Genomic DNA, 21,789 nt, shown 5'->3' on the forward strand with positions numbered 1-21,789 from the left:
TGGGCGCGGATGCTTCGCGGACTTCTGTCGCTTTGGCGGGGTGGGCGGCACCGATGACGGACGGGAGGCCCGTGGCGGCCTGGCACCGCGCCTCCAGACCGGCGGGGTCAGCGCTGGAAGCGCGCCTCGCGCTCGTCGGCCAGCCCGGCCTCGACGCGTGCCCGCATGTTCTCCGACATGTCGGGCAGGGCGTCGAGCCGAGCCCAGAACGCCTCGGTGTTCTCGCCGTCGGCGGGGTTCGGCGTGCCGGAGACGTACCGGCAGGCGAAGACGAGGTCGAGGTACTGCGACCGGTCGCCGTTCGGGTAGGTCATCTCGGGCAGCACCTGCACCCAGGCCAGGCGTTCGGCGACGGCGACGACGTCGGCTTCTTCGAGGACCTCGCGTTCGGCGGCGACGGCGGGTTCCTCGCCCGGGTCGACGATCCCGGTGACCGGGGTGTACGCGCCCGTGTCGGCCCGCCGGACCACGAGCAGTTCACGGTCGGCGCCGGAGCCGCGGGTCACGATGGCGCTCACGCCCGACAGCCAGAGCGGCGCCGTGCCGATCTTCTCGCGCAGGGACAGGACGAAGTCGGGTGTCGGCATGCGTCCACGCTACCCACAGACCCCTGTCGCAGACTGGTCATGACCAGTAGGCTGACCGTGTGGAGATCATCATCCTGCCCACGCCGGACGAGGTCGGTCGCGTCGCCGCGGCCAAGATCGCGTCCGTCGTCGCCAAGAAGCCGTCCGCCGTCATCGGTCTCGCCACCGGATCCAGCCCGCAGGGCATCTACACCGACCTGCAGCGCCGGGTGCAGACGGGCGAGATCTCGTTCGCCGAGGCCCGTGGGTTCGCCCTCGACGAGTACGTCGGCATCCCGCTCGAGCACCCCGAGTCGTACGCGGCCGTGATCGCCCGCGACGTCGTGGCACCGCTCGGCTTCGACGCCTCGCGCGTGCGGGTGCCGGACGGCCGTGCCGCCGACCTGGAGTTCGCGGCCAAGGAGTACGACGCCGCGATCCGTGCCGCGGGCGGGATCGACGTGCAGATCCTCGGCATCGGGGCCAACGGCCACATCGGGTTCAACGAGCCGACCTCGTCGTTCGCCTCGCGTACGCGCATCAAGACCCTCGCGCCGTCGACCCGTGACGCCAACGCGCGCTTCTTCGACTCGCCCGAGCAGGTCCCGACGCACTGCATGACGCAGGGGCTCGGCACCATCCTCGAGGCCCGCGAGCTCGTCCTCGTCGCCCAGGGCCCGTCGAAGGCGGCGGCCGTCGCCGCTGCGATCGAGGGGCCGCTCAGCTCCTTCGTGCCCGGTTCGGCCCTGCAGCTGCACGAGCACGCGACCGTCGTCGTCGACGAGGAAGCCGCCGCCGGGCTGCAGCTCGCCGACTACTACCGCTACACGTACGCCAACAAGCCGGCCTGGCAGCGGTTCGAGTAGGCGGCCGCCGGCGTCGTGCTGAAGTCAGACGCCGGCGTCTTGCTGCGACGCCGCCGGAGCGCTGACACGCCGCCGAATTCGGGGGCGTGTCGACAGTTGCACGGCGTCGAACGGGGACGCCGGCGTCTGCCGGCCAGGTCCACGTCCACGTCCGGTGGTCAGGCCCTGGCCGCTGCGGCGAGGCGGCTGAGTCCCTCGTCGAGCGTCTCCGCCGAGCACCCGAAGTTCAGCCGCGCGAAGCCCCGGCCCTGCCGTCCGAACGCCGGGCCGGAGCCGAGCGCCACCTTCGCCCGGTCGACGAGCTCCGCTGCGGGGTCGTCGCCCCACGGCAGCGCCCGCAGGTCGAGCCACGCCAGGTACGACGCCTGCGGCTGCCGGTACTCGGCACCGGGCAGCACGTCGCCGATCCGTTCGGCCAGGGTGCGCCGGTTCGCCGCGAGCTCGGTGAGCAGTGACGCCAGCCACGGCTCGCCCTCGCTGAAGGCGGCGACGCTCGCCGTGTAGCCGAGGATGCCGGTGCGCTCGACGACCTCGGTCGGCAGTCCGTCGAACCAGGCGCGGGCCCGCTCCGAGGCGCCGATCATCATCGCGCACTTCGTGCCGGCGAGGTTCCAGGCCTTGCTCGCACTCGTCAGGGCGACACCGAGCGACGCGGCCTCGGGGCAGGACTCCAGGAACGGCGTGAACACCGCGTCGGCGTGCACGAGCGGCGCGTGGATCTCGTCGGACACCACGACGGCGCCCCACTCGGCGGCCAGCTTCGCGAGTGCCACGAGCGACGCGCGGTCGTGCACCAGGCCGAGGGGGTTGTGCGGGTTGCAGAGCAGCACCGTGCGGGCTCCGTCGGCGAACGCCTGTGCGATGCCGTCCAGGTCCATCCGCCAGCCGGCCGTGGTGTCGAAGGGGTCGGCCGGGCCTGCGGGGGCGAGCAGCGGGACCTCGGTGACGGTGCCGCCGGCCTCGGACACGTACTCCCAGAACGGCGGGTACACGGGCGGCATGATGACCACCTGGTCGCCCGGCTCGATGACCCGGCGCAGCACCTCGACCGCCGCGACCGACACGTCCGTGGTGGTGCGGACCAGGTCGGGGTCGACCCGCCAAGCCCACCGGCTCTCGGCGAAGTCGGCGAACGCCTCGGGCAGGGCCCGTCCGTGCCCGACGTACCCGGTGTCGCCGTTCGTCACCGCCGTGACCAGGGCGTCGCGGATCGGTTCGGCGAGCATGCTGTCCATCTCGGCGACGAACATGGGGAGCACGTCCGGCGGGTAGGCCGTGTACTTCTCGCTCGTGCGGGACCGGTACGCATCGAAGACGGACACCATGACGCTCATGCGCCCATCCTGACAGCGAGGCACGCGGGGCGCGAGGGTGGTGGTCAGGCCGGGCGGAGGCCCGCCAGCAGCACCTCGACGTAGCGCTCGGGGTCGTGCACCCGGGAGCCACCCGCCACGGCAGCCACCCGCATCCCGCACAGCAGCCGTCGCAGGTCGTCCGCGTCGACGTCGGCACGCACGAGCCCCTCGGCCCGTGCCCGTGCGAGCAGCGCGTCGACGGACTCGACCAGGTCGCCCGCGAGCGCCGCGGTGTCGGCGCACGAGAACCCGCCGTTCGTCAGGAGGTCGCCGAGGGCCGCGTCGTCGACCATGCTCCGGAACGCAGCCGTCACGACCCCCCGGAGCGCGTCCGCCGCGTCGGGCAGCGCGACGGCGACACGAACGAGGTCGAGCATGTCCTCGAGCGCGTCGATCGCGAGCGCCTCGAGCAGGTGCTGCTGCGACGGGAAGTGCCGGTAGGCGGTCCCGACACCCACACCGGCGTCGTGTGCAACGGCGTTGAGCAGCGGCTGCTCGCCCCGCTCGACGAACGACCGGGCGACGTCGAGCAGCGCGGTCCGGTTGCGTTGCGCATCGGAGCGCAGCGCTTCGGGTCGGGCCATCGCGATCGTCATACGGACAGTCTATCCGCTTGTGCTAGCGTTCCGGATGGATCATCCGATTCCAGACGACGAGTGAGCAGGAGACGACCATGGACACGTTCGAGTGGGAACCGTCCGCGATGCCCGACCAGCACGGCCGGACCGTGGTGGTCACCGGCGCGACCGGCGGACTCGGTCTGGTGGTCGCGACCCGACTCGCAGCCGCCGGAGCACGCGTCATCGCGGCGGTCCGCAACCCCGACAAGGCGGCTCGCGTCCTGCCCGTCGGCCTGGAGGCACGGGTCGTCGACACCGCGTCGGTCGCCTCGGTCACGGCGTTCGCCCGGCAGCTCGCCGCGGACGGCATCGTCGTGGACGCCCTCGTCAACAACGCCGGCGCGACGCTCGGCGCGTTCGGGCTGACCGACGAGGGCATCGAGCGCACCTGGGCCACCAACGTCGTCGGCCCGGCCGTGCTCGCCGACGCGATGCTCCCGGTGCTCGGCGGACCGTCGCCCCGGGTCGTCCTCGTCGGGTCGAACCTGTCGCAGCGCACCCGCCGCGTGCCCGCACCGGGCGGGGTCGACGATCCGGGCGACTACTCGCAGCTCGCCGTGTACACCGACTCGAAGACGGCGGCGACGGCGCTCGCGGTCGACCTCGGTGAGCGGCTCCGCGCGGCCGGCTCGGACGTCCGCTCGGTCATCGCACACCCGGGCATCGCGGCGACGGGGATGAACGACCAGGCCGAGACCGTCGCGCAGCGCCTCGGCGGCATGATCGCCCGCAGCATGGCGCGGACCGCGGAGGACGGCGCTCGCTCGACGCTCTGGTCGGCCACCGCGCCGGACGTCGCCGAGGGGGTGTTCGTCGGGCCGGCGCTGCGTCGGGGTGACCGGCGGCTGCACGTCGTGCCCGTCCGCGGGGCCGCCACCGACCCGGTGTTCCGGCAGCGGGTCCGCACCTTCGTCGACGAGGTCGCCGCCCGCACCGTCGTCTGACCGGGCGGGGCCGGGCCCGTCGCCGAACCCGACGTGAACAGCGGGAGAGCGCTCGGTGACGCGGGCGGCGTCCCCCGTCCGAGGGGGCTAGCGTCACCGATGTGAACCGATCTCGCGTGCACCGTCGCCCGCTCGTCCGTCCGCTCCCGCTCGCCGCGGTGGCCACGATCGCCGCACTGCTGGGCACGGCGATCGTCGCCGCGCCGGCCGTGGCCACGCCCTCGACGCAGGCCGGGCGCACCGTCAGCGATCCCGCGCGGTACGTCGATCCCTTCATCGGCACGAGCAACAACGGCAACACCTGGCCCGGGGCCACCGCGCCGTTCGGCATGATGCAGTGGAGCCCCACGGGCACCGCGGGCGACCAGACGTCGACCCCGGTCGCGAACGGCTACTCGTACGACGTGAACCGGCTGCGCGGCTTCAGCCTGACGCACCTGAACGGTGCCGGGTGTGCTCCCGGGGCTGCCGGTGACGTGCCGATCATGCCGGTCACGACCCCGGTCACGACCTCGCCGTCCGCCGACTCGAAGGACGCCGTCTACGCCGCCGGGTACTCCCACGACCAGGAGTCCGCGAGCCCCGGCCGCTACGGCGTCACGCTCGACAACGGCGTCCGCACCGACCTCGCCGTGACCACCCGCGCCGGCGTCGGTGCGTTCACGTTCCCGGCCGGCAAGGACGCGAACCTGCTCTTCCGCACGTCGAACTCGATCAACGGCAGCGAGGCCGCGATCACCCGCGTCGACCCCAGCACCCGCACGGTCAGCGGCAGCGTCCTGACCGGCGGCTTCTGCAGCCGCCGCGCGAACGGCGGCGGCGCCACCAACCCGGACCGCCGCAGCTACTACCGCCTCTACTTCACCGCGACCTTCGACACGGCGTTCGCGAGCACCGGCACCTGGAAGGACGGCACGGTCCAGCCTGGAGGCACGTCCTCCTCCGGTGGGGAGGGCTACCTGACCGGCGCCGACCGCGCCGGACGCGGCTCCGGCGCGTGGGTCGGGTTCGATGCGCGTCGCGGAGCGACGGTGCAGGCGAAGATCGGCATCTCGTACGTGAGCGCGGCCGGGGCGGTCGCCAACCGTGACGGTGAGGTGACCAAGCGCTCGACCGTCGCCAGCGTGGCGGCCGGCACACGGGCCTCCTGGAACCGTGAACTGTCGCGCCTGCGCGTCGGTGGCGGCACGGCGGACCGGACCACCCAGCTGTACACGTCCGTCTACCACGCACTCATGCAGCCGAACACGCTGAACGACCGCGACGGGCGCTACCTCGGGCCCGACCTGCGGGTGCACCGGATGGACCGCGGACACCGGGCCGTCTACGGCACGTACTCCGGGTGGGACCAGTACCGGGCGCAGATCCAGCTGCTGGCCTTGCTGCGGCCGGACGTCGCCGGGGACATGGCGCAGTCGATGCTGCGGTTCGCCGAGCAGAACGGCGGCGTGTGGGACCGGTGGCTGCACCTCGGAGCGCCGACGCACGTGATGACCGGCGACCCCTCGGCCGCGACGCTCGCCACCTGGTACGCCATGGGCGTCCGGAACTTCGACGTCCGGGCCGCCTACGCCTCGCTCAAGCACCAGGCGACGGTCGAGAACGCGGACGCCGAGAGCGACATCGGGTGCCCGGGGCAGTGCCTGGCGCAGCGGCCCGCACTCGACGAGTACCTGGAGCGCCAGTACGCGGCGAACGACGACTGCTCCTGCTGGGGTGGTGCGGCCGAGACCCTCGAGGACTCGATCTCCGACAGCGCGCTCGGGCACTGGGCGGGTTCCCTCGGGCTGCGCTCGGACGCCCGGATGTTCGCGAAGCGTGGGACCTACTGGAAGAACACCTTCAACGCCGCCGTCGGCTACCAGGCTGCTCGTCAGGCCGACGGATCGTGGACGCCCGACTGGTCGCCCTCGACCGGCACCGGGTTCGCACAGGGCACCAGCGCGCAGTACACCTGGCTCGTGCCGCAGGACGTGCGGGGCCTGTCGAGCGCGCTCGGCGGTGACGACGCCGCAACCGCTCGGCTCGATGAGTTCTTCCACGACAGCACCGGTGCGTTCGCGGTGACCGGCGGCGACGCCACGAAGTTCGACCCGACGAACGAGCCCGACATCCACACGCCGTGGATGTACAACGCGCTCGGCAAGCCCTGGAAGACGCAGGAGACCGTGCGGCAGGTCGTGGACGACGCCTACTCGACCGGCCCAGGCGGCCTGCCGGGCAACGACGACCTCGGCACCATGAGCGCCTGGTACGTCTTCGCCTCGATCGGCCTGTTCCCGCAGACGCCCGGGCGAGCGGAGATGCTCATCGGCAGCCCGACGTTCAGCACGGTCGACATCCGGCGCTCCAGCGGCGAGCGGATCCTCATCCGGTCCTCGGGGACCGAGCCGTACGTGCAGGGCGCCCGGTTGAACGGGTGGACGCACGAGTGGTCCTGGGTGCCGGCGTCGTTCGTGACGCGGGGCGGCACGTTGTCCCTGCGGGTCGGGGACACGGCGGACACGTCGTGGGCGAGTGGCCAGCGGGGGCGCCCGGTCGACCGCTGAACACTGCTTGACACACCGTACTTCAGCGGTGATATGTTGACCTCCTCGGGGAACACGAGGGGGCACCATGGGGGATCTGACGGTCGACCTGCCGACCATGCAGGCGGTCGCACGAGCGGCGGGGCAGGCGGTCACCGACCTCCGCTCTGAGCGCCCGTTGTCCGGTTCGGACGGCGGCGCGTTCGGCTCGGGGGCTGTCGAGTCCGCGTTCGTCGCGTCGGCCAGGGCGCACGACGCGATGATCCGGTCCCTCGGTGACGACGCGGACACGCTGCGCGAGTACGTGACCGCCGCCGCCGAAGCGGTCCTGCGTGCGGATGCCGACCTCGCCCGGCGGGTCCGGTGAGCGCGGACCCGATCGCGGGCGACCCGGACGGCATCCAGCGGATCGCCCGTCGGCACGACGACCACTCGGACGCGGTCCGTGACGGCGCCCGGCACGTGCTCGTCGCCGCGGAGCACGCGGCGTCCGGCTGGGCGGGGCGGGCGCAACAGCGGTTCCTCGTGACGGCGGCGGCGATGCCGGCGAGTGCCCAGCGCGTCGCGGCGCGGCTGGACGCGGCGTCGGCCGCACTCGCCACCTACGCACGCCAGGTGCGGGAGATCCAGGACGACGCCGCGAGCCTGCAGACGACCCGGCGGAACACCGCGGACGACATCGCGGCCAACCAGCGGGCGATCCGCGATGCCACCGTGGTGGCGTCCGGACCGGATGCGGTCGAGTCGGACCGTGCGCTCCTGCAGCAGCTGGAGCGCAGCGGCGAGTGGTTGGCAGCGCTGGACGCTCGGCTGACGGCACAGTGGGACGAGCTCGTCGCCCGCCGAGCCGCAGCCGACCGAGCGGCGGCCTCCGCGCTCGAGGACCGGTCGGTGCTCGGCAAGCTGGTCTCCGCGACGGTCGTGTCCGCGATGAGTGACGGGCAGTTCCTCACCTGGCTCGGCACCCTCGACCCGGAGACCGTCGCCGCGCTCGGTGACGACGCACGGGTCGCCGAGCGGCTCGCCGGACTCGACCCTGCGCAGGTGGCCGGGTGGTGGCAGGCGATGTCGGGCGTCGACGGTGTGCCGTCCGCCGTCCAGCGGGCGTTCGTCGTGGCGATGCCGGCGGTCATCGGCAACCTGAACGGTGTCGCCTCCTGGGCGCGGGCACGGGCGAACACGACGGTGTTGGCTGACCGGCTCGCACACGCGCGGAAGCAGGTCCGCCACTGGCGTGGGCGGCACGACGCCGCCCGGAACCCGGCCGAAGCGGCGACGGCACGGGAGCAGCTGCTCGTCTGGGAACGGCAGCGCAACGCCTACCGGAACATCCAGGACACCCTCGCCACGACACCGGTCTCGCTGGTGGCACTCGTCGACGACCGTCCCCCGCTCGCGCAGATCGTCGCGGGTGACCTCGACCGTGCCACGCACGTCAGCGTCATCGTGCCGGGCATGAACACCGCGACGTACCAGGACGGCACGGTGCAGGACTACGGAGCGATCGCCATCGGCATGCGTGCTGCGCAGGTTCGGGTGTCCGGTGCCCGCGCGGGCGACGTGGCCGTCCTGTCCTGGATCGGCTACCACCCGCCGATGGCCGACGACCCGTCCTTCCGGACCGTCCTGGCGGACGACCGAGCGCGAGCGGGCGCCGAGCGACTCGTCGCCGACCTCGACGGGTTCCACGCGGCACGAGCGGCTGCCGGGCGGGACGCCGACCTGACCGTCATGGGGCACTCCTACGGCACGACCGTGGCGACCATCGCCCTGACGAAGACCCACGCCGACCACGTGGTGCTGCTCGGCTCGGCCGGTGTGACGGACGCCGTACCGAACGCGTCCGCGCTGCACGTGCCCGAGGGGCAGGTCTTCGCCAGCCAGGGCGCGAAGGACGGCTGGGCCGTCACCGGGCAGAACCTGTCCGGTCGGCGTGACCCGACCGAGTCCACGTGGGACGCGCACGCGTTCAGCTCCGAGACCGAGGGTCGTGGGTCGGGCACCCTGCACGGCGTCACCCGCCACGGGCCGTTCGACGGCGATGACGACGACGGCCGGTACTCCTACTTCGACAACGGGACCACCGCCCAGCACAACGCTGCGCGAGCGGCGATGGGACTCGGAGACGAGATCCCGGAGCGCGGCGGCCCCTTCGATCGGATGCGGCAGCAGACCCAGGACGACTGGCTCATGTACGGCTGGCAGACCGGGGGCACCGGTGACCCGATGCTCTGAACCGCGGGGCGCCGCCCTCGCCGGAGCCCTGGTGGTCACCGCGCTCCTGGCCGGGTGCACCGGCCCCGTCCCGCACTCCCCGATGCAGAAGGACACGTCGATGAACGTCGAACAGTCGCACCAGGACGTCCTGGACATCTTCGCCGCCGTGCGCTCGGTCGTCGGGCAGGACGGCTGGGGCGACGACGAACCCGCGTGGTTCATCTGCGGCACCGGCGACCAGGAAGCCGCCCAGTACTCGTACTCGGCCGCACGCAGGCTCCCGCTCCCGGGCACGCCCGACCAGGTCGCCCAGCGCGTCACGAAGGCGCTCGCTGCGATCGGGTACGACGGAGCCCGCGTGCAGCACGACGACACGCTGACGCCCGAGCGCACCGTCGTCAGCTACCCGAACGGCTACCTCGGTGGGACGGCAGGGGACGGTTTCGCCGTCCTGTTCCAGGCGTACGAGTCCCATGCGGACGTGTCCATCTACGGGCACTGTGTCCCGGGCCGGGCCCCACGGTTCGGTGAGCCCCTCAACCCCCGCCCGACCGACCTACCGTGACGTGTCCGAGCGAGCCGTGCGTGCTCAGCGCAGCTCGCGCCCGCCACCCCAGACGCGCTCGACCTCGAGCGACGGCGTCAGCGCCACCATGTCGGCGGCGAACCCCGGCGCCAGCCGACCCAGACGGTCGCCGAGCCCCAGCGCTCCGGCCGGCACGCTCGTCAGCGCCGCCACGGCCTCGGGCAGGGTCCGCCCGGCAAGCGAGACCGCGTTGCGGAGCGCCACGTCCTGCGTCAGCGTCGACCCCGCGATGGTCTCCGTCCCCGCCACGTGTGCGACGCCGTCGGTCACCGTGACGTCGAGCGACCCGAGCCGGTACGAGCCGTCCGCAGCGCCGGCGGCACCCATCGCATCGGTGATCAGCGCCACCCGACCCGGCGTCGCTCGGAAGAGCGTGTCCGCCACGACCGGGTGCACGTGCACGGTGTCCAGGATGAGCTCGAGCGTCACACGGTCGTCCGACACGGCGGCGCCGATCGGCCCCGGTGCGCGGTGGTGCAGCCCGGGCATCGCGTTGCAGGCGTGGGTCAGGATCGTCGCGCCGGCGTCGAACGCGGCCCGCGCCTGGTCGTACGTGCCGACGGTGTGGCCGACGGCGACCGTGACGCCGGCGTCGACGAAGCGGCGGACGGCGTCGAGGGCTCCGGGCAGCTCGGGCGCGATCGTGACCTGGCGGATGACGCCCTCTCCCGCTTCGAGCAGGGCGTCGACCGCGGCGGGGGTCGGGTCGATCAGGAACGACTCGTTGTGGGCGCCCTTGTTGTGCGGGGACAGGAACGGTCCCTCCAGGTGCACACCGAGCACGAGCGGGTCGGTCGCCATCACGGCGCGGACGTGGGCCAGCGACGCCGCGAGCGCGGGGACCGGGTTCGCGACGAGCGACAGGACGGAGCGGGTCGTGCCGTGCGAACGGTGCATCGCGAGCGAACGGTCGAACGAGTCGTCCTCGTACGCCTCGGTCGCCCCACCGTGTCCGTGCAGGTCCACGAATCCGGGCGTCAGGACCGCGTCGCCCAGGTCGACGACCCGGTCGGCCGCGGGGGCCTCGGGGCCGGAGCCGGTCGCGTGGATCGTGTCGCCGACGACCAGGACCCAGCCGTCGGCCGTGGTGCCGGCCGCGTCGACGACGCGGGCTGCGCGGACCAGCGTGCGCTGGGCCTCCTGGCCGGTCTGGAGGCCCGTGGTGCTCATGCGGTCTCCTTGCGGAACGCGATCACGCCGCTCAGGGCGGCGATCACGATGAAGACGATGCCGACGACCGGGTGGCCGATGGAGATCCAGGTCGCGCCTGCGGCGACGACCAGGGCGACCTCGACGATGGTCTTGCCGACGATGTCGGTCTCGATCGGGGAGCGCGGCGACCGGAAGAAGTACCAGACGACCGCGGCGAACAGGGGAGCCCCGACCATGAACAGGTAGCCGGGGAGCGGGAGCTGCCACGACCAGTAGCCCCAGAAGGCCAGGGACAGCAGGCCGAACGCCATCACGGCGATCCGCAGGATCATCCAGGCCTCGAACCGCCGTCGCGGCTGCCGGACGGCTGCCGGGTCGGGGACCGATTCCCAGTCGACGGGGGACTGCGGGGGGTTGGTCATGGTGCTGCCTACTTGAAGATGATGGTGCGGGCGCCGTCGAGCAGGACGCGGTCCTCCGCGATCCAGCGCACCGCCTGGGTGAGCGTGCGGGACTCCTCGTCCTGCCCGATGGACACCAGCTCGGCCGGTTCCTTGGTGTGGTCGACGCGGACGACGTTCTGCTCGATGATCGGGCCCTCGTCGAGGTCGCTCGTCACGAAGTGCGCGGTCGCACCGATGAGCTTCACCCCGCGGGCATGCGCCTGCCGGTACGGGTTCGCGCCCTTGAAGCCGGGCAGGAACGAGTGGTGGATGTTCACGGCGCGCCCCTCGAGTGCTGCGCAGAGTTCGGGCGACAGGATCTGCATGTAGCGGGCGAGGACCACGAGCTCGATGTCGTGCTCCTCCACCGCCTGCAGCACGCGCCGCTCCATCTGCTCCTTCGACTCGGCGTCGGTGACCGGGCGGTGCTCGAACGGCACGGAGTAGAACGCGGCGAGCTCGGACAGGTCCGCGTGGTTCGACAGCACGAGGGGGACCTCGATCGGCAGCTGTCCGCCGCGCTGCCGGTAGAGCAGGTCGTTCAGGCAGTGGCCCGCCTTCGACACGAGCACGAGGGTGCGCAGCGGACGCCCGACGACGTCGAGCTGCACGCGGGCGTCGTAGCGGGCGGCGACGGGGGCGAGCGCGGCCTCGAAGGCGGCGCGGTCCACCGGCGCCATCACCTGGAGGCGCATGAAGAAGGTGTTCGTGTCGGCGCTGGAGAACTGCTGCGACTCGGTGATGTTGCCCTGGGCGGCGACGATCGCTCCGGAGACGGCGTGCACGATCCCGGGCTGGTCGTCGCAGACGAGCGTCAGGGTCCAGTGCGTGGGGGTCGGGTCGGTCACCGGATCAGGGTACCGGCCGCGGGGGAGGTGCTTCGTGAGCAGGAATGGTCGAGTGCGCCGCGGCGACTCGACCATTCGTGCTCACGAAGCGTCAGCGTCGGGAGCAGCGGCGGTGGCGCGGGCGTCGGCGTCCCGCAGGCGGCGGTCGGCCAGGGTCAGCACCGTCAAGAGCACCGCGACGCCGAGGATCACCCACGCCAGCACGTGCAGGTCCGGCGTCGTCGGGGCCTGGCCGAACACGCCACCGATGAGCGAGGATGCCGCGATCGCCCCGATGTACACCGCGGTGCGCGACAGCCCGGCCGCGGTGCCGATGTACTCCGCGGGGACGAGCCGGTACAGCGCCGCCTGGTTCGACACCGACGCCAGGGCCTGCGGCACCCCGAACAGCGCCGGGGTCAGGGCGAGCAGGACGACGGGCGACCCGGTGTGCAGGAAGAGCAGGAGCACACCGCCCAGGATCGGCACCAGCGCGGCGACGACGAGCGGCCCGCGGATCGCGGTCTTGCGTGCGACCACGAACGAGGCCACCCCGGCGACGATCGCGGCCGGCAGCTGGATGTAGCCGGCGACGTCGCTCGGGTAGCCCGCGACGTCCTGCACCCACTGCGAGAACCCGTAGGTCATCGTGTAGGCGAGCAGGTAGGTCAGGAACAGGCGGCCGTAGGTCCGGGACAACGCGCCGTTCCGGGCGAGCAGCCGCACGTCGACGAACGGTCGCACGGCCCGCAGCTCCCACACCACCAGGGCGACGAGCAGCACGACGGCCACCGCGAGCAGCCACCACAGCCCGGCGGACAGGTCGAGCAGGAAGACGAGCAGCGCCGAGACGGTCCCGGTCATCAGCACCATGCCGAGCGGGTCGAGCGCCTGCAGCACCGGCAGGTCAGCGTCGTCCCGCGGGCGCAGCCGGTCGGACGGCAGCCAGAGCGTCGCCACGACGATGCCGAACACCGCGAGCGGCACGTTCACCAGGAAGATCGCGTGCCAGCCGAACGCTGCGATGAGCGCCCCGCCGAGCGGCGGGCCGGCGGCGGCGGACACGAGCGACGTGATCGACAGCGCCCCGAGCACGAGCGGCGGCGTGGGCTTCCCGATCCGGACGGAGTGCTGTCGGAGCGTGGTGAGCGCCGCCGGGTACGCCGACGACGTCCCGATGCCGATGAGCACCCGGGCGAACACGGCCCCGCCGAACCCGGTCAGCACTTCGGGCACCACCCCGGCGATCCCGACGATGACGAGCCCGGTCAGGAACACCTTCTTCGGGCCGAACCGGTCGGCGAGCTTGCCCATCGTGGGCTGCGCGATCGCACTCGCCAGGTACAGGGCCGCGACGAGCCAGATCGCCTGCGCCGCACCGATGCCCAGGTCGCGGGAGATCGGGGTGAGGGCGACGGACACCATCGTGGTGTTGATCGGGTTGAGCAGGGGCCCGACGAGCACCGGGATGAGGAGCTTCGGGCCGAAGCCGCTGCCCGTGGTCGTGTCGGGGGTCGTGGTGGTGGACGTGAGAGTGCTTCTTCCGGTTGCAGGACTGGGCGAGGGGTGCGAGTCAGGGATCGACGATCGGCCCGAGCAGGTCCATCGCCCGCGCGACGACGCGGCGGTCCGTCTCGGGCAGGGTCGCGAGCCGCTCGGCGAGCTCGCGGTTCCGCGCGGCCCAGGCGGTCTGGCGTGCGTCCCGACCGGCCGCCGTCGCGCTGACGATCGCCCGCCGGCCGTCCGTCGGGTCGGCCTGCCGCTCGGCCAGGCCGAGGTCGACGAGGGCCTGGACGGTCGCGCCCATCGACTGCGGTCGGACACCCTCGGCTCGCGCCAGGTCGGCGATGGTGGCCGGCCCGTGCCGCAGCAGGCGTCCGAGGGCGGCGGTCTGCGACGCCGTGACGTCGTCCGACTTCGAGGCCAGCAACGACCGCCGCAGTCGTCCGTGCATCGTCAGCACGGCGTCGGCCAGGTCGGTCGGGTCGGTCTCCGGTGCGTCGGTCACGCCCGGAGGCTAGTCCGTCACCAGCCCGCCTTGCAAGTTTGCCTTCTGATATCGCTCAGGGAACGGCGGACCCGTCGTCGCCCGCGTCCGGCTCGAGCAGCGGGAGCAGGGTCGCCGAGATCGGTTCCGCACCGTCGCCGAACCACGCGTTGCTCGCCCGGACGATCGGGTGGGCGCGTGCCAGCAGCGCCTCGCCCTGGTCGGTCAGCCGCATCCGGGAGGCCCGTCCCCGGCCCGGTGCGGCGCCCCGCTCCACGAGTCCCCGCGTCGAGAGCCCTCCGACGAGCGTCGTCATGCTCTGCGGTCGGACGCCGACCGCTCGCGCCAGGTCGGCCTGGCTGAGCTCGCCCGCCGCCGCGAGCTGGATGAGCGCCCCGAACTCCACGGGTGTCAACCCGAGCGGCGCCAGCTCGGCCGCGAGCCGGCGGGAGAGCGTCCGTGCGGCCCGGATCACCGTCCACGCCACGATGCCGTCGACGTCGTCGCGCGGGGCTGGGAGTTCCTGGGGCACGGGGCGATCGTACCGGCGTACGTTCTGGTATCAGGAAACTGATATCAGAACGGGTCAGCGGGACGAGGAGCAGACATGGGCGAGATCGTGGCGGTCACCGGCGTGACCGGGGACGTCGGGGGCAAGACTGCGGAGCTGCTGCGGGCGGCCGGGGTGACGGTGCGTGCCGTGGTCCGACGGCCCGAACAGGTCGACGCGCTCCGGGCGCGGGGCATCGACGGCCGTCTGGCCGACCTGGACGACGAGGACGCGCTCACCGCGGCGCTCGACGGGGTCGACCGGTCCTTCCTCGTGACGCCGGTCAGCCAGCGGCAGCGCGAGCAGGGCGCCACCGGGGTCCGTGCGGCGCAGCGTGCAGGGATCGGCCGGATCGTGCAGCTGTCGGGCGGGGACGCCGCCGAGCACTCCCCGATGTCGTGGGCGAGCGCCGCCTGGCACATCGACCGGTTGGTGCGCGAGAGCGGGCTGGCGTGGACGATCCTGCACCCCTCGTCGTTCATGACGAACGTGCGGCCCTCGGCGCCGGCGATCCGACGGGGGTGGTTCCCGCACACCACGGGCCGCGGGGTGATCGGCTGGATCGACACCGAGGACATCGCTCGGACCGCCGCCCGGGTGCTGACGGGGGACGTACACGACGGCACCGAACCGGTGCTCACCGGGCCGGACCTGCTCGACGCGCGCGGTGTCGCCGCCGCGCTCGCCACCGGGCTCGGCCGACCCGTGCGCGCCCTGCACCTGCCGAGCCGGGTCTACGCCGGCGTGCTGCGCCTGAGCGGGGTGCCCGCCTGGCAGGCCGAGGGGCTCCGGCAGCAGTTCGGCCGGGTCGTCCGCCGTGGCCTCGACGGCGTCGACGTGATGAGCGACGACGTCCTGCGCATCACCGGCACCGCACCCCGGAGCCTGGCCGACTGGGCGCGAGCCCACCGCGACGACCTGCTGGGGTGACCCGTCGCGCCGGAGGTGATCCGGGCCTCCAGGCCGTGGCCGTCAGCGCGACGTGAGCGTGACGACCAGGTGTTCCTGCACGTAGCCGAGCCAGTCGTAGACGTCGCGCAGGCCGACGCCCGCGTCGGCCTCGACCGAGCGCTCCTCGTCGTCGGCGTCCTCGATGCCCAGCCGGTCGGCGATCGTCAGCCGCAGGTCGGTGAGGGTGCGGAGCCACGCCTGCTCGTCCTCGGCGTCGAGTGAACCGTCGCGGGTGCCCGTCAGCCAGTCGTGCACGATCGAGGCGTTCGTCGTCTTCTGCGTGAGCAGGTCGGACTGCGTGTACTTCCGGAACTCCGCGCTCGCCTCGTCGTCGTCGGGGTAGGCGTCCGGGAACATCCGCTCGCTGAGCGGGTCGGTGGACAGGTCGCCACCGAGCACCTGCCGCAGCTGCTCGGTGAGCGAGGCGAGCAGGTCGCGCTCGCCGGAGGACAGGCCGAGGTGGACGCCGTCGGCGCGGCGGACGAACGGGATCACGCTTCGGGGGCCTTGTCGACGGTCGCCTGCAGCCCGTAGCCGTGCATGGACTGCACGTGGGCCTCCATCGACTCGCGCGGGCCCGTCGCCACGATCGCCCGGCCGTCGTCGTTGACCTGGTGCATGAGCCGCTCGGCCTGCTCGCGAGAGAACCCGAAGTGCCGCTGGAAGACGTAGGTGACGTACGACATCAGGTTCACCGGGTCGTCCCACACCACCGTGACCCACGGGGTATCCGCCCGCGCACTGGTCCGTTCGTCCGTGGTGGTCCGTTCGTCCACGTCGGGCGAGAGCAGCGTCATGCATCCAGGGTGACACAGGGTGCGGTGGCTCGGTACGATCGTCAGGTCGCGACTGGCGTTGGATGGGTCACCATCGGGGAGCGACAAAGACACGGTGCGCGGCCGTACGCCTGGGCTGCACCGACCGACCGTCCGAGTGCGACCAGCTGGTCGTCCGCACACCGTAGGAGTCCCGTGTCCATTGCCGATCTGCCCCCGTTCGTCTCCGACTCTGCCGAGGTGGCCGAGCAGGCCGCCGCCCGCGCCGCCTTCAACGCCCCGCTCGCCGAGGTCGACCCCGAGATCGCCGCCGTCCTGCAGCAGGAGCTCGGCCGCCAGCGCGACACCCTCGAGATGATCGCGTCCGAGAACTTCGTGCCGCGCGCCGTGCTCGAGTCGCAGGGCTCCGTGCTCACCAACAAGTACGCCGAGGGCTACCCGGGCAAGCGCTACTACGGCGGCTGCGAGTACGTCGACGTCGCCGAGCAGCTCGCCATCGACCGTGCCAAGGCGCTCTTCGGTGCCGAGTACGCGAACGTGCAGCCGCACTCCGGCGCGACGGCGAACGCGGCCGTCCTGCACGCCATCGCCTCGGCCGGCGACACCATCCTCGGCCTCGAGCTCGCGCACGGTGGTCACCTGACCCACGGCATGAAGCTCAACTTCTCCGGCCGCATCTACAACGCCGTGGCGTACGGCGTCGACCCCGAGACGTTCGAGGTCGACTACGACGACATCCGCGCCAAGGCCATCGAGCACCAGCCGAAGGTCCTGATCGCCGGCTGGTCCGCCTACCCGCGCCAGCTCGACTTCGCGAAGTTCCGCGAGATCGCGGACGAGGTCGGCGCGAAGCTCTGGGTCGACATGGCGCACTTCGCCGGCCTCGTCGCCGCCGGGCTGCACCCGTCCCCGGTCCCGCACGCCCACGTCGTCTCGTCGACGGTCCACAAGACCCTCGGCGGCCCCCGCTCGGGCATCATCCTGTCGAATGACGAGACCCTGTTCAAGAAGCTGAACTCCGCGGTCTTCCCGGGCCAGCAGGGCGGCCCGCTCATGCACGTGATCGCCGCGAAGGCCACCGCGTTCCTGCTCGCCGGCACCCCGGAGTTCAAGGACCGTCAGGAGCGCACGATCCGCGGCGCCCAGGCCCTCGCCGCCCGTCTGACCGCCGACGACGCCAAGGCCGCGGGCATCGACGTGCTCACCGGCGGTACCGACGTGCACCTGGTGCTCGTCGACCTGCGCGCGTCCGAGGTCGACGGCAAGCAGGCCGAAGACCTGCTGCACGAGGTGGGCATCACCGTGAACCGCAACTCCGTGCCGTTCGACCCGCGCCCGCCGATGGTCACCTCGGGTGTCCGCATCGGCACCTCGGCGCTGGCGACCCGCGGCTTCGGCGACGCCGAGTTCACCGAGGTGGCCGACATCATCGCGCTGACCCTCATGCCGAACCCGGACGTCGCAGCGCTCTCGGCCCGCGTGAAGGTCCTGACCGACGCGTTCCCGCTCTACGCGTGAGCGGTTCGGTCAGCGCGGCGCTCCCGCGCGAGCTCTGGGCCGGTGAAAGGAGTGCCGTCCGCATCGACGGCACGGCCCTCGCCGCCCGGACGCTCGACGAACTCCGGGGCCGGATCGACCGCCTGCACGAGCACGGCATCCGTCCGGGTCTCGGCACGATCATGGTCGGCTCGAACCCCGGCTCGATGTCCTACGTCGCGGGCAAGCACCGCGACTCGGCGTCGATCGGGCTCGACTCGCACCGCATCGACCTGCCCGAGACGGCGTCCGCTGCCGACATCCGGGCCGCGATCCTGCAGATGAACGACGATCCCCGGGTCACCGCGTTCATCGTGCAGCTCCCGCTGCCGCAGGGCATCGACCCGACGCCGATGCTCGAGCTGATGGACCCGTCGAAGGACGCCGACGGCCTGCACCCGACGAACCTCGGCGAGCTCGTGCTCGCCGTGCCCGGTGGTGCCGGCACGATCGACGCACCGCTGCCCTGCACGCCGCGGGGCATCGTCGCGATGCTCGACGCGTACGAGATCCCGATCCGCGGCGCACACGTCACGATCATCGGGCAGGGGCTGACCGTCGGACGGCCGCTCGGCCTGCTGCTCACGAGGCTCGAGGCGACCGCGACCCTGACGCACTCGCTGACCGCCGACGTCGCCGCGGAGTGCCGTCGCGCCGACATCGTCGTCGCCGCGGCCGGGGTCGCCGGGCTCGTCAAGCCGGACTGGGTCCAGCCCGGTGCCGCCGTCATCGACGTGGGGATCACCCGCGTGGTCAACGAGGAGACCGGCAAGGCGAAGCTGCACGGCGACGTCGACCCCGCGGTCGCGTCGGTCGCGGGCTTCCTGTCGCCCACCCCCGGTGGCGTCGGGCCGATGACCCGCGCGATGCTCATGAAGAACGTCGTCGAGGCTGCCGAGCGCCAGCTGTCGTAGCGTGGCGGTCGCGTGGCGATGGTGTGCAGCAATGGTCGGGTGACGTCATCGCACCCGACCACTGCTGCTCACGAAGTGCACTCCGCCGGTGCTACGGTCGCGGCATGGGGGATGAACGTCTGCAGACGACGCCGGTGATGCGAGCCCGGCCCGAGCCGTCGCAACTGACCAAGGACGCCCGGTGGCTGATCGTCATCGTGGCGATCTGCGTGCTGTTCCAGGCTCCCGGGTCGACCTGGGCGACGACCTTCGTGCACGCCGGCCAAGAGTACACGTTCACGTCGGGCCCCTGGTCCGGATGGACGCTCGCGACGGTGGGGTTCGCGGTCGCCGGGTTCGTCGTCGCGATCGCCCGCCGAGGTGCAGCCCGGTTCGACGAGCACACCGTGATGGGCCTGACCCTGGCCGCCGTGCTCGGGACCACCGCCCTGGTGTGGTTGCTCATGCCGGCGCAGACCGCGTGGGTGGAGTGGGCCGTGGAGCACGGTCGGGCACACCCGTTCGTGCTCGGGAACGTGGTGGAGTACGTCCGGTACGCGGACTACCTCGGCTGAGTCGGCGGGGCGCGGCGGTCGGGGCTGTCGGGGTGCTGCCGTTCTTTCGCGCTGAGCGACAGTCCACGGGCTGATCGACGCGTGACCTGTCGCTGAGCGTGAAACGTCGAGCGGCCGAGCGGCCGAGCGACCGCGCCCGCCGCGCCGGTCAGTCGCGCCGAGCGCCCTGCGCGGCGTGCACCGTGAACACGGTCGGCTCGCGGAACCCGGCGTCGGCGAAGGCGGCGGTGACGGCGGCGGTGATCGCCCCGCGTGACTCCCGGTCGACCAGCGCGATCGCCGCACCGCCGAACCCACCACCGGTCATGCGCGCACCGACGGCACCGTGCTCGACGGCGGTCGCGACGGCCAGGTCGAGCTCCGGCACGGAGATCTCGAAGTCGTCGCGCATCGACTCGTGCGACGCGACGAGCAGGGAACCGATCGCCCGGGGACCCTGTTCGCGCAGCGTGCGGACGGTGTCGAGGACGCGCTGGTCCTCGGTCACGATGTGCCGTACGCGGCGGAAGGTCTCGTCGTCCAGGAGCTCCTGCGCACGAGGCAGGTCCTCGACGCTGACGTCACGCAGGGCCTCGACACCGAGCACCCGCGCACCCTGCTCGCACGAGGCCCGACGAGCCGCGTAGCCACCGGTCGCGTGGGCGTGCTCGACGCGTGTGTCGATCACCAGGACCTCGAGCCCGTTCGCCTCGAGCGCCAGGTCGACGACGGCGGTGTCGAGCGTGCGGCAGTCGAGGAACACGACGGCGTCCTGCTCGCCGAGCAGCGAGGCGGACTGGTCCATGATCCCGGTGGGGGCACCGACGGCGTGGTTCTCCGAGTACTGCCCGACCCGCGCCAGGGTCTTCCGGTCGAGGCCGAGTTCCCACAGGTCGTTGAAGGCCAGCGCGACACCGCACTCGATCGCCGCACTGGACGACAGGCCCGCACCGACGGGCACGTCGGACTCGATGAAGACGTCGAACCCGGTCTTGTCGTCCAGATCGGCACCGGCCTGCTCGCGCAGGGCCCAGGCGATCCCGAAGACGTAGGCCGACCAACCGTCCATGGCCTCGGGCGACAGGTCGTCGAGGGACAGCGCCATCGGCTCGCTCGAGGCGTCGAAGGCGGAGGCGACGCGGATCGTCCGGTCGTCACGCTGCGCGATGGAGGCGGTGGTGCGACGGTCGATCGCGAAGGGCAGCACGTAGCCGTCGTTGTAGTCGGTGTGCTCACCGATCAGGTTGACGCGACCCGGGGCGGAGTACCGCACCGTCGGCTCGTACCCGTAGACCTGCTGGAACGTCATGCGCGCTCGACTCCCTGTCGGATGAACTCGGCCGCCTTCTCGGGCACGAGGTCCCCGATCCAGGCGCCCATGGCGGCTTCGCTGCCGGCCAGGAACTTCAACTTGTCCGCCGCACGTCGCGGCGAGGTGATCTGCAGCATCAGCCGCACGGTGTCGCGGGCGGTGTGCACCGGCGCCTGGTGCCACGCGGCGATGTACGGCGTCGGATCGCCGTAGAGCGCGTCGAGCCCGCGGGTGAGCCGGAGGTGCATGTGGGCAAGCTCGTCCTTCTCGGCGTCGGTCAGGCCGGCGAAGTCGGGGACGTGGCGGTGCGGCAGCATGTGGATCTCGATGGGCCAACGCGCGGCGAACGGGACGAAGGCGGTGAAGTGCTCGCCAGCGAGGACGACCCGCTCGGACCCCCGCTCGTTCGCGAGGTGCTGCTCGAACAGGTCCGGGCCGAACCGTTCGATGCTCGCGAGCAGGCGCTGGGTGCGCGGCGTGATGTACGGGTACGAGTAGATCTGCCCGTGCGGGTGGTGCAGCGTGACGCCGATCGCCTCGCCCCGGTTCTCGAAGGGGAACACCTGCTGGATGCCCGGCATCGCGGAGAGTGCGGCGGTGCGGTCGGCCCAGGCCTCGACGACGGTGCGGGCACGCGACTCGGAGATGGAGGCGAAGGACCCGGACGTCTCGGGCGAGAAGCACACGACCTCGCACCGGCCGACCGAGCGGAGCTGGCGGTTCAGGCCCACGTCGCTCAGGGACTCGAGCGACTCGGGGGCGTCGTCGGCTTCGAGCAGCGGGCCGAACGACGGCGAGCGGTTCTCGAACACGGCGACGTCGTAGCGGCTCGGGATCTCGGACGGGTTGGCCGGGCTCTGGGGCGCGAGCGGGTCCTGGTCGGCCGGCGGCAGGAACACCCGGTTCTGTCGGGACGCCGCGATCGACACCCACTCGCCCGTCAGGACGTCCTGCCGCATCCGCGCCGTCTCGGGCCGCGGGTCGAGCACGCGCTCGTCGATGCTGCGTTCTTGGGGCAGCGTCGAGTCGGCGTCGTCGAAGTAGAAGAGGTCGCGGCCGTCCGCGAGCTTCGTCACGCGCTTGGTGATCACCGGAACAGCCTAGCGCCCATCCGAAGCGTTGCGAA

The 21,789-nt window shown here is 72.3% G+C and carries 23 protein-coding genes and 1 riboswitch; of the genes, 10 read left to right on the forward strand and 13 right to left on the reverse strand.

Annotation, left to right across the window (positions count from 1 at the left end):
• Positions 1-107 precede the first annotated feature (107 nt).
• Positions 108-587 (reverse strand): NUDIX hydrolase, encoded by a 480-nt coding sequence (locus tag HP445_RS07270; protein ID WP_017888122.1) that lies wholly within the window; start codon positions 585-587, stop codon positions 108-110.
• A 59-nt stretch (positions 588-646) separates the two neighbouring features.
• Here HP445_RS07270 and nagB point away from each other — a divergent pair, with 59 nt between their 5' ends.
• The gene (gene nagB / locus HP445_RS07275; protein ID WP_128780512.1) at positions 647-1,432 is read left to right on the forward strand and encodes a glucosamine-6-phosphate deaminase; all 786 of its coding nucleotides are present in this window, start codon (positions 647-649) and stop codon (positions 1,430-1,432) included.
• Positions 1,433-1,590: 158 nt separating this feature from the next.
• Here nagB and HP445_RS07280 read toward each other — a convergent pair whose 3' ends face one another.
• The gene (locus HP445_RS07280) at positions 1,591-2,766 is read right to left on the reverse strand and encodes a MalY/PatB family protein (RefSeq protein ID WP_128780513.1); all 1,176 of its coding nucleotides are present in this window, start codon (positions 2,764-2,766) and stop codon (positions 1,591-1,593) included.
• A 44-nt stretch (positions 2,767-2,810) separates the two neighbouring features.
• Complete coding sequence (locus tag HP445_RS07285; protein WP_128780514.1) at positions 2,811-3,383, reverse strand: TetR/AcrR family transcriptional regulator; 573 nt, start codon at positions 3,381-3,383, stop codon at positions 2,811-2,813.
• 77 nt (positions 3,384-3,460) lie between these two features.
• On the opposite strand from HP445_RS07285, the gene HP445_RS07290 reads away from it, so the two are divergent.
• From HP445_RS07290 to HP445_RS07310, 5 genes are all read left to right on the forward strand, one after another.
• Positions 3,461-4,351: an SDR family NAD(P)-dependent oxidoreductase gene (locus HP445_RS07290; protein WP_128780515.1), complete on the forward strand. Its 891-nt coding sequence runs from the start codon at positions 3,461-3,463 to the stop codon at positions 4,349-4,351.
• Between the two features lie 101 nt (positions 4,352-4,452).
• Entirely contained in the window at positions 4,453-6,900 is a 2,448-nt protein-coding gene (locus HP445_RS07295) for a GH92 family glycosyl hydrolase (protein ID WP_241660401.1), read from the forward strand.
• Positions 6,901-6,967: 67 nt separating this feature from the next.
• Positions 6,968-7,246, forward strand: coding sequence for a hypothetical protein (locus tag HP445_RS07300; protein ID WP_111029039.1), 279 nt, complete (start codon positions 6,968-6,970; stop codon positions 7,244-7,246).
• A complete protein-coding gene (locus HP445_RS19140; RefSeq protein ID WP_128780516.1) occupies positions 7,243-9,114 on the forward strand; it encodes an alpha/beta hydrolase in 1,872 nt (623 codons plus the stop codon). Before HP445_RS07300 ends, HP445_RS19140 begins: the two co-directional genes overlap by 4 nt.
• On the forward strand, positions 9,098-9,661 hold the full coding sequence (locus tag HP445_RS07310; protein WP_241660402.1) for a hypothetical protein: 564 nt from the start codon (positions 9,098-9,100) through the stop codon (positions 9,659-9,661). Before HP445_RS19140 ends, HP445_RS07310 begins: the two co-directional genes overlap by 17 nt.
• 24 nt (positions 9,662-9,685) lie before the next feature.
• On the opposite strand, the gene nagA is transcribed toward HP445_RS07310, so the two are convergent.
• The 6 genes from nagA to HP445_RS07340 form a co-directional block, all read right to left on the reverse strand.
• A complete protein-coding gene (gene nagA / locus HP445_RS07315) occupies positions 9,686-10,852 on the reverse strand; it encodes an N-acetylglucosamine-6-phosphate deacetylase (protein WP_128780517.1) in 1,167 nt (388 codons plus the stop codon).
• Positions 10,849-11,256, reverse strand: coding sequence for a YrdB family protein (locus HP445_RS07320; RefSeq protein ID WP_128780518.1), 408 nt, complete (start codon positions 11,254-11,256; stop codon positions 10,849-10,851). Before HP445_RS07320 ends, nagA begins: the two co-directional genes overlap by 4 nt.
• Before the next feature lie 8 nt (positions 11,257-11,264).
• Entirely contained in the window at positions 11,265-12,125 is an 861-nt protein-coding gene (gene purU / locus HP445_RS07325) for a formyltetrahydrofolate deformylase (protein ID WP_110861849.1), read from the reverse strand.
• Between the two features lie 81 nt (positions 12,126-12,206).
• Positions 12,207-13,568, reverse strand: a complete 1,362-nt coding sequence (locus HP445_RS07330) for an MFS transporter (RefSeq protein WP_206647603.1) — start codon at positions 13,566-13,568, stop codon at positions 12,207-12,209.
• Positions 13,569-13,677: 109 nt separating this feature from the next.
• Positions 13,678-14,112, reverse strand: a complete 435-nt coding sequence (locus HP445_RS07335) for a MarR family winged helix-turn-helix transcriptional regulator (RefSeq protein WP_206647604.1) — start codon at positions 14,110-14,112, stop codon at positions 13,678-13,680.
• A gap of 55 nt (positions 14,113-14,167) precedes the next feature.
• A complete protein-coding gene (locus tag HP445_RS07340; protein ID WP_111032312.1) occupies positions 14,168-14,623 on the reverse strand; it encodes a MarR family winged helix-turn-helix transcriptional regulator in 456 nt (151 codons plus the stop codon).
• Between the two features lie 75 nt (positions 14,624-14,698).
• On the opposite strand from HP445_RS07340, the gene HP445_RS07345 reads away from it, so the two are divergent.
• A complete protein-coding gene (locus HP445_RS07345) occupies positions 14,699-15,571 on the forward strand; it encodes an NAD(P)H-binding protein (RefSeq protein WP_128780519.1) in 873 nt (290 codons plus the stop codon).
• Between the two features lie 42 nt (positions 15,572-15,613).
• On the opposite strand, the gene HP445_RS07350 is transcribed toward HP445_RS07345, so the two are convergent.
• A complete protein-coding gene (locus tag HP445_RS07350; protein WP_128780520.1) occupies positions 15,614-16,087 on the reverse strand; it encodes a DUF2017 family protein in 474 nt (157 codons plus the stop codon).
• Positions 16,084-16,389 carry an ATP-dependent Clp protease adapter ClpS gene (clpS, locus tag HP445_RS07355; RefSeq protein WP_071404706.1) on the reverse strand — a complete coding sequence of 102 codons (306 nt, stop codon included), beginning with the start codon at positions 16,387-16,389 and terminating at the stop codon, positions 16,084-16,086. The genes HP445_RS07350 and clpS overlap by 4 nt, the downstream gene beginning before the upstream one ends.
• A 38-nt stretch (positions 16,390-16,427) precedes the next feature.
• A riboswitch (ZMP/ZTP riboswitch) is annotated at positions 16,428-16,512 on the forward strand.
• A gap of 96 nt (positions 16,513-16,608) precedes the next feature.
• Between clpS and glyA the strand changes: the two genes are divergently transcribed.
• From glyA to HP445_RS07370, 3 genes are all read left to right on the forward strand, one after another.
• Positions 16,609-17,886, forward strand: a complete 1,278-nt coding sequence (glyA, locus tag HP445_RS07360) for a serine hydroxymethyltransferase (RefSeq protein WP_111039038.1) — start codon at positions 16,609-16,611, stop codon at positions 17,884-17,886.
• A complete protein-coding gene (locus tag HP445_RS07365; RefSeq protein ID WP_128780521.1) occupies positions 17,883-18,818 on the forward strand; it encodes a tetrahydrofolate dehydrogenase/cyclohydrolase catalytic domain-containing protein in 936 nt (311 codons plus the stop codon). The genes glyA and HP445_RS07365 overlap by 4 nt, the downstream gene beginning before the upstream one ends.
• 104 nt (positions 18,819-18,922) lie before the next feature.
• A complete protein-coding gene (locus tag HP445_RS07370; protein ID WP_128780522.1) occupies positions 18,923-19,372 on the forward strand; it encodes a hypothetical protein in 450 nt (149 codons plus the stop codon).
• A 148-nt stretch (positions 19,373-19,520) separates the two neighbouring features.
• On the opposite strand, the gene galK is transcribed toward HP445_RS07370, so the two are convergent.
• Complete coding sequence (gene galK, locus HP445_RS07375; RefSeq protein WP_128780523.1) at positions 19,521-20,660, reverse strand: galactokinase; 1,140 nt, start codon at positions 20,658-20,660, stop codon at positions 19,521-19,523.
• The gene (galT, locus tag HP445_RS07380) at positions 20,657-21,754 is read right to left on the reverse strand and encodes a galactose-1-phosphate uridylyltransferase (protein ID WP_128780524.1); all 1,098 of its coding nucleotides are present in this window, start codon (positions 21,752-21,754) and stop codon (positions 20,657-20,659) included. Before galT ends, galK begins: the two co-directional genes overlap by 4 nt.
• Between the last annotated feature and the right edge of the window lie 35 nt (positions 21,755-21,789).

The organism is Curtobacterium flaccumfaciens, from assembly GCF_013359815.1.
In the GTDB taxonomy this organism is placed as follows: Bacteria; Actinomycetota; Actinomycetes; order Actinomycetales; family Microbacteriaceae; genus Curtobacterium; species Curtobacterium flaccumfaciens.

Excerpts from the sequence above, each read along its gene's own strand:
- clpS (WP_071404706.1), bottom strand. The coding sequence starts at position 16,389 with ATGACGCTGCTCTCGCCCGACGTGGACGAACGGACCACCACGGACGAA.
- HP445_RS07320 (WP_128780518.1), bottom strand. The coding sequence starts at position 11,256 with ATGACCAACCCCCCGCAGTCCCCCGTCGACTGGGAATCGGTCCCCGAC.
- HP445_RS07280 (WP_128780513.1), bottom strand. The coding sequence starts at position 2,766 with ATGAGCGTCATGGTGTCCGTCTTCGATGCGTACCGGTCCCGCACGAGC.
- HP445_RS07300 (WP_111029039.1), top strand. The coding sequence starts at position 6,968 with ATGGGGGATCTGACGGTCGACCTGCCGACCATGCAGGCGGTCGCACGA.
- HP445_RS07285 (WP_128780514.1), bottom strand. The coding sequence starts at position 3,383 with ATGACGATCGCGATGGCCCGACCCGAAGCGCTGCGCTCCGATGCGCAA.
- HP445_RS07370 (WP_128780522.1), top strand. The coding sequence starts at position 18,923 with ATGGGGGATGAACGTCTGCAGACGACGCCGGTGATGCGAGCCCGGCCC.
- HP445_RS07270 (WP_017888122.1), bottom strand. The coding sequence starts at position 587 with ATGCCGACACCCGACTTCGTCCTGTCCCTGCGCGAGAAGATCGGCACG.
- nagA (WP_128780517.1), bottom strand. The coding sequence starts at position 10,852 with ATGAGCACCACGGGCCTCCAGACCGGCCAGGAGGCCCAGCGCACGCTG.
- HP445_RS07290 (WP_128780515.1), top strand. The coding sequence starts at position 3,461 with ATGGACACGTTCGAGTGGGAACCGTCCGCGATGCCCGACCAGCACGGC.
- HP445_RS07345 (WP_128780519.1), top strand. The coding sequence starts at position 14,699 with ATGGGCGAGATCGTGGCGGTCACCGGCGTGACCGGGGACGTCGGGGGC.
- galK (WP_128780523.1), bottom strand. The coding sequence starts at position 20,660 with ATGACGTTCCAGCAGGTCTACGGGTACGAGCCGACGGTGCGGTACTCC.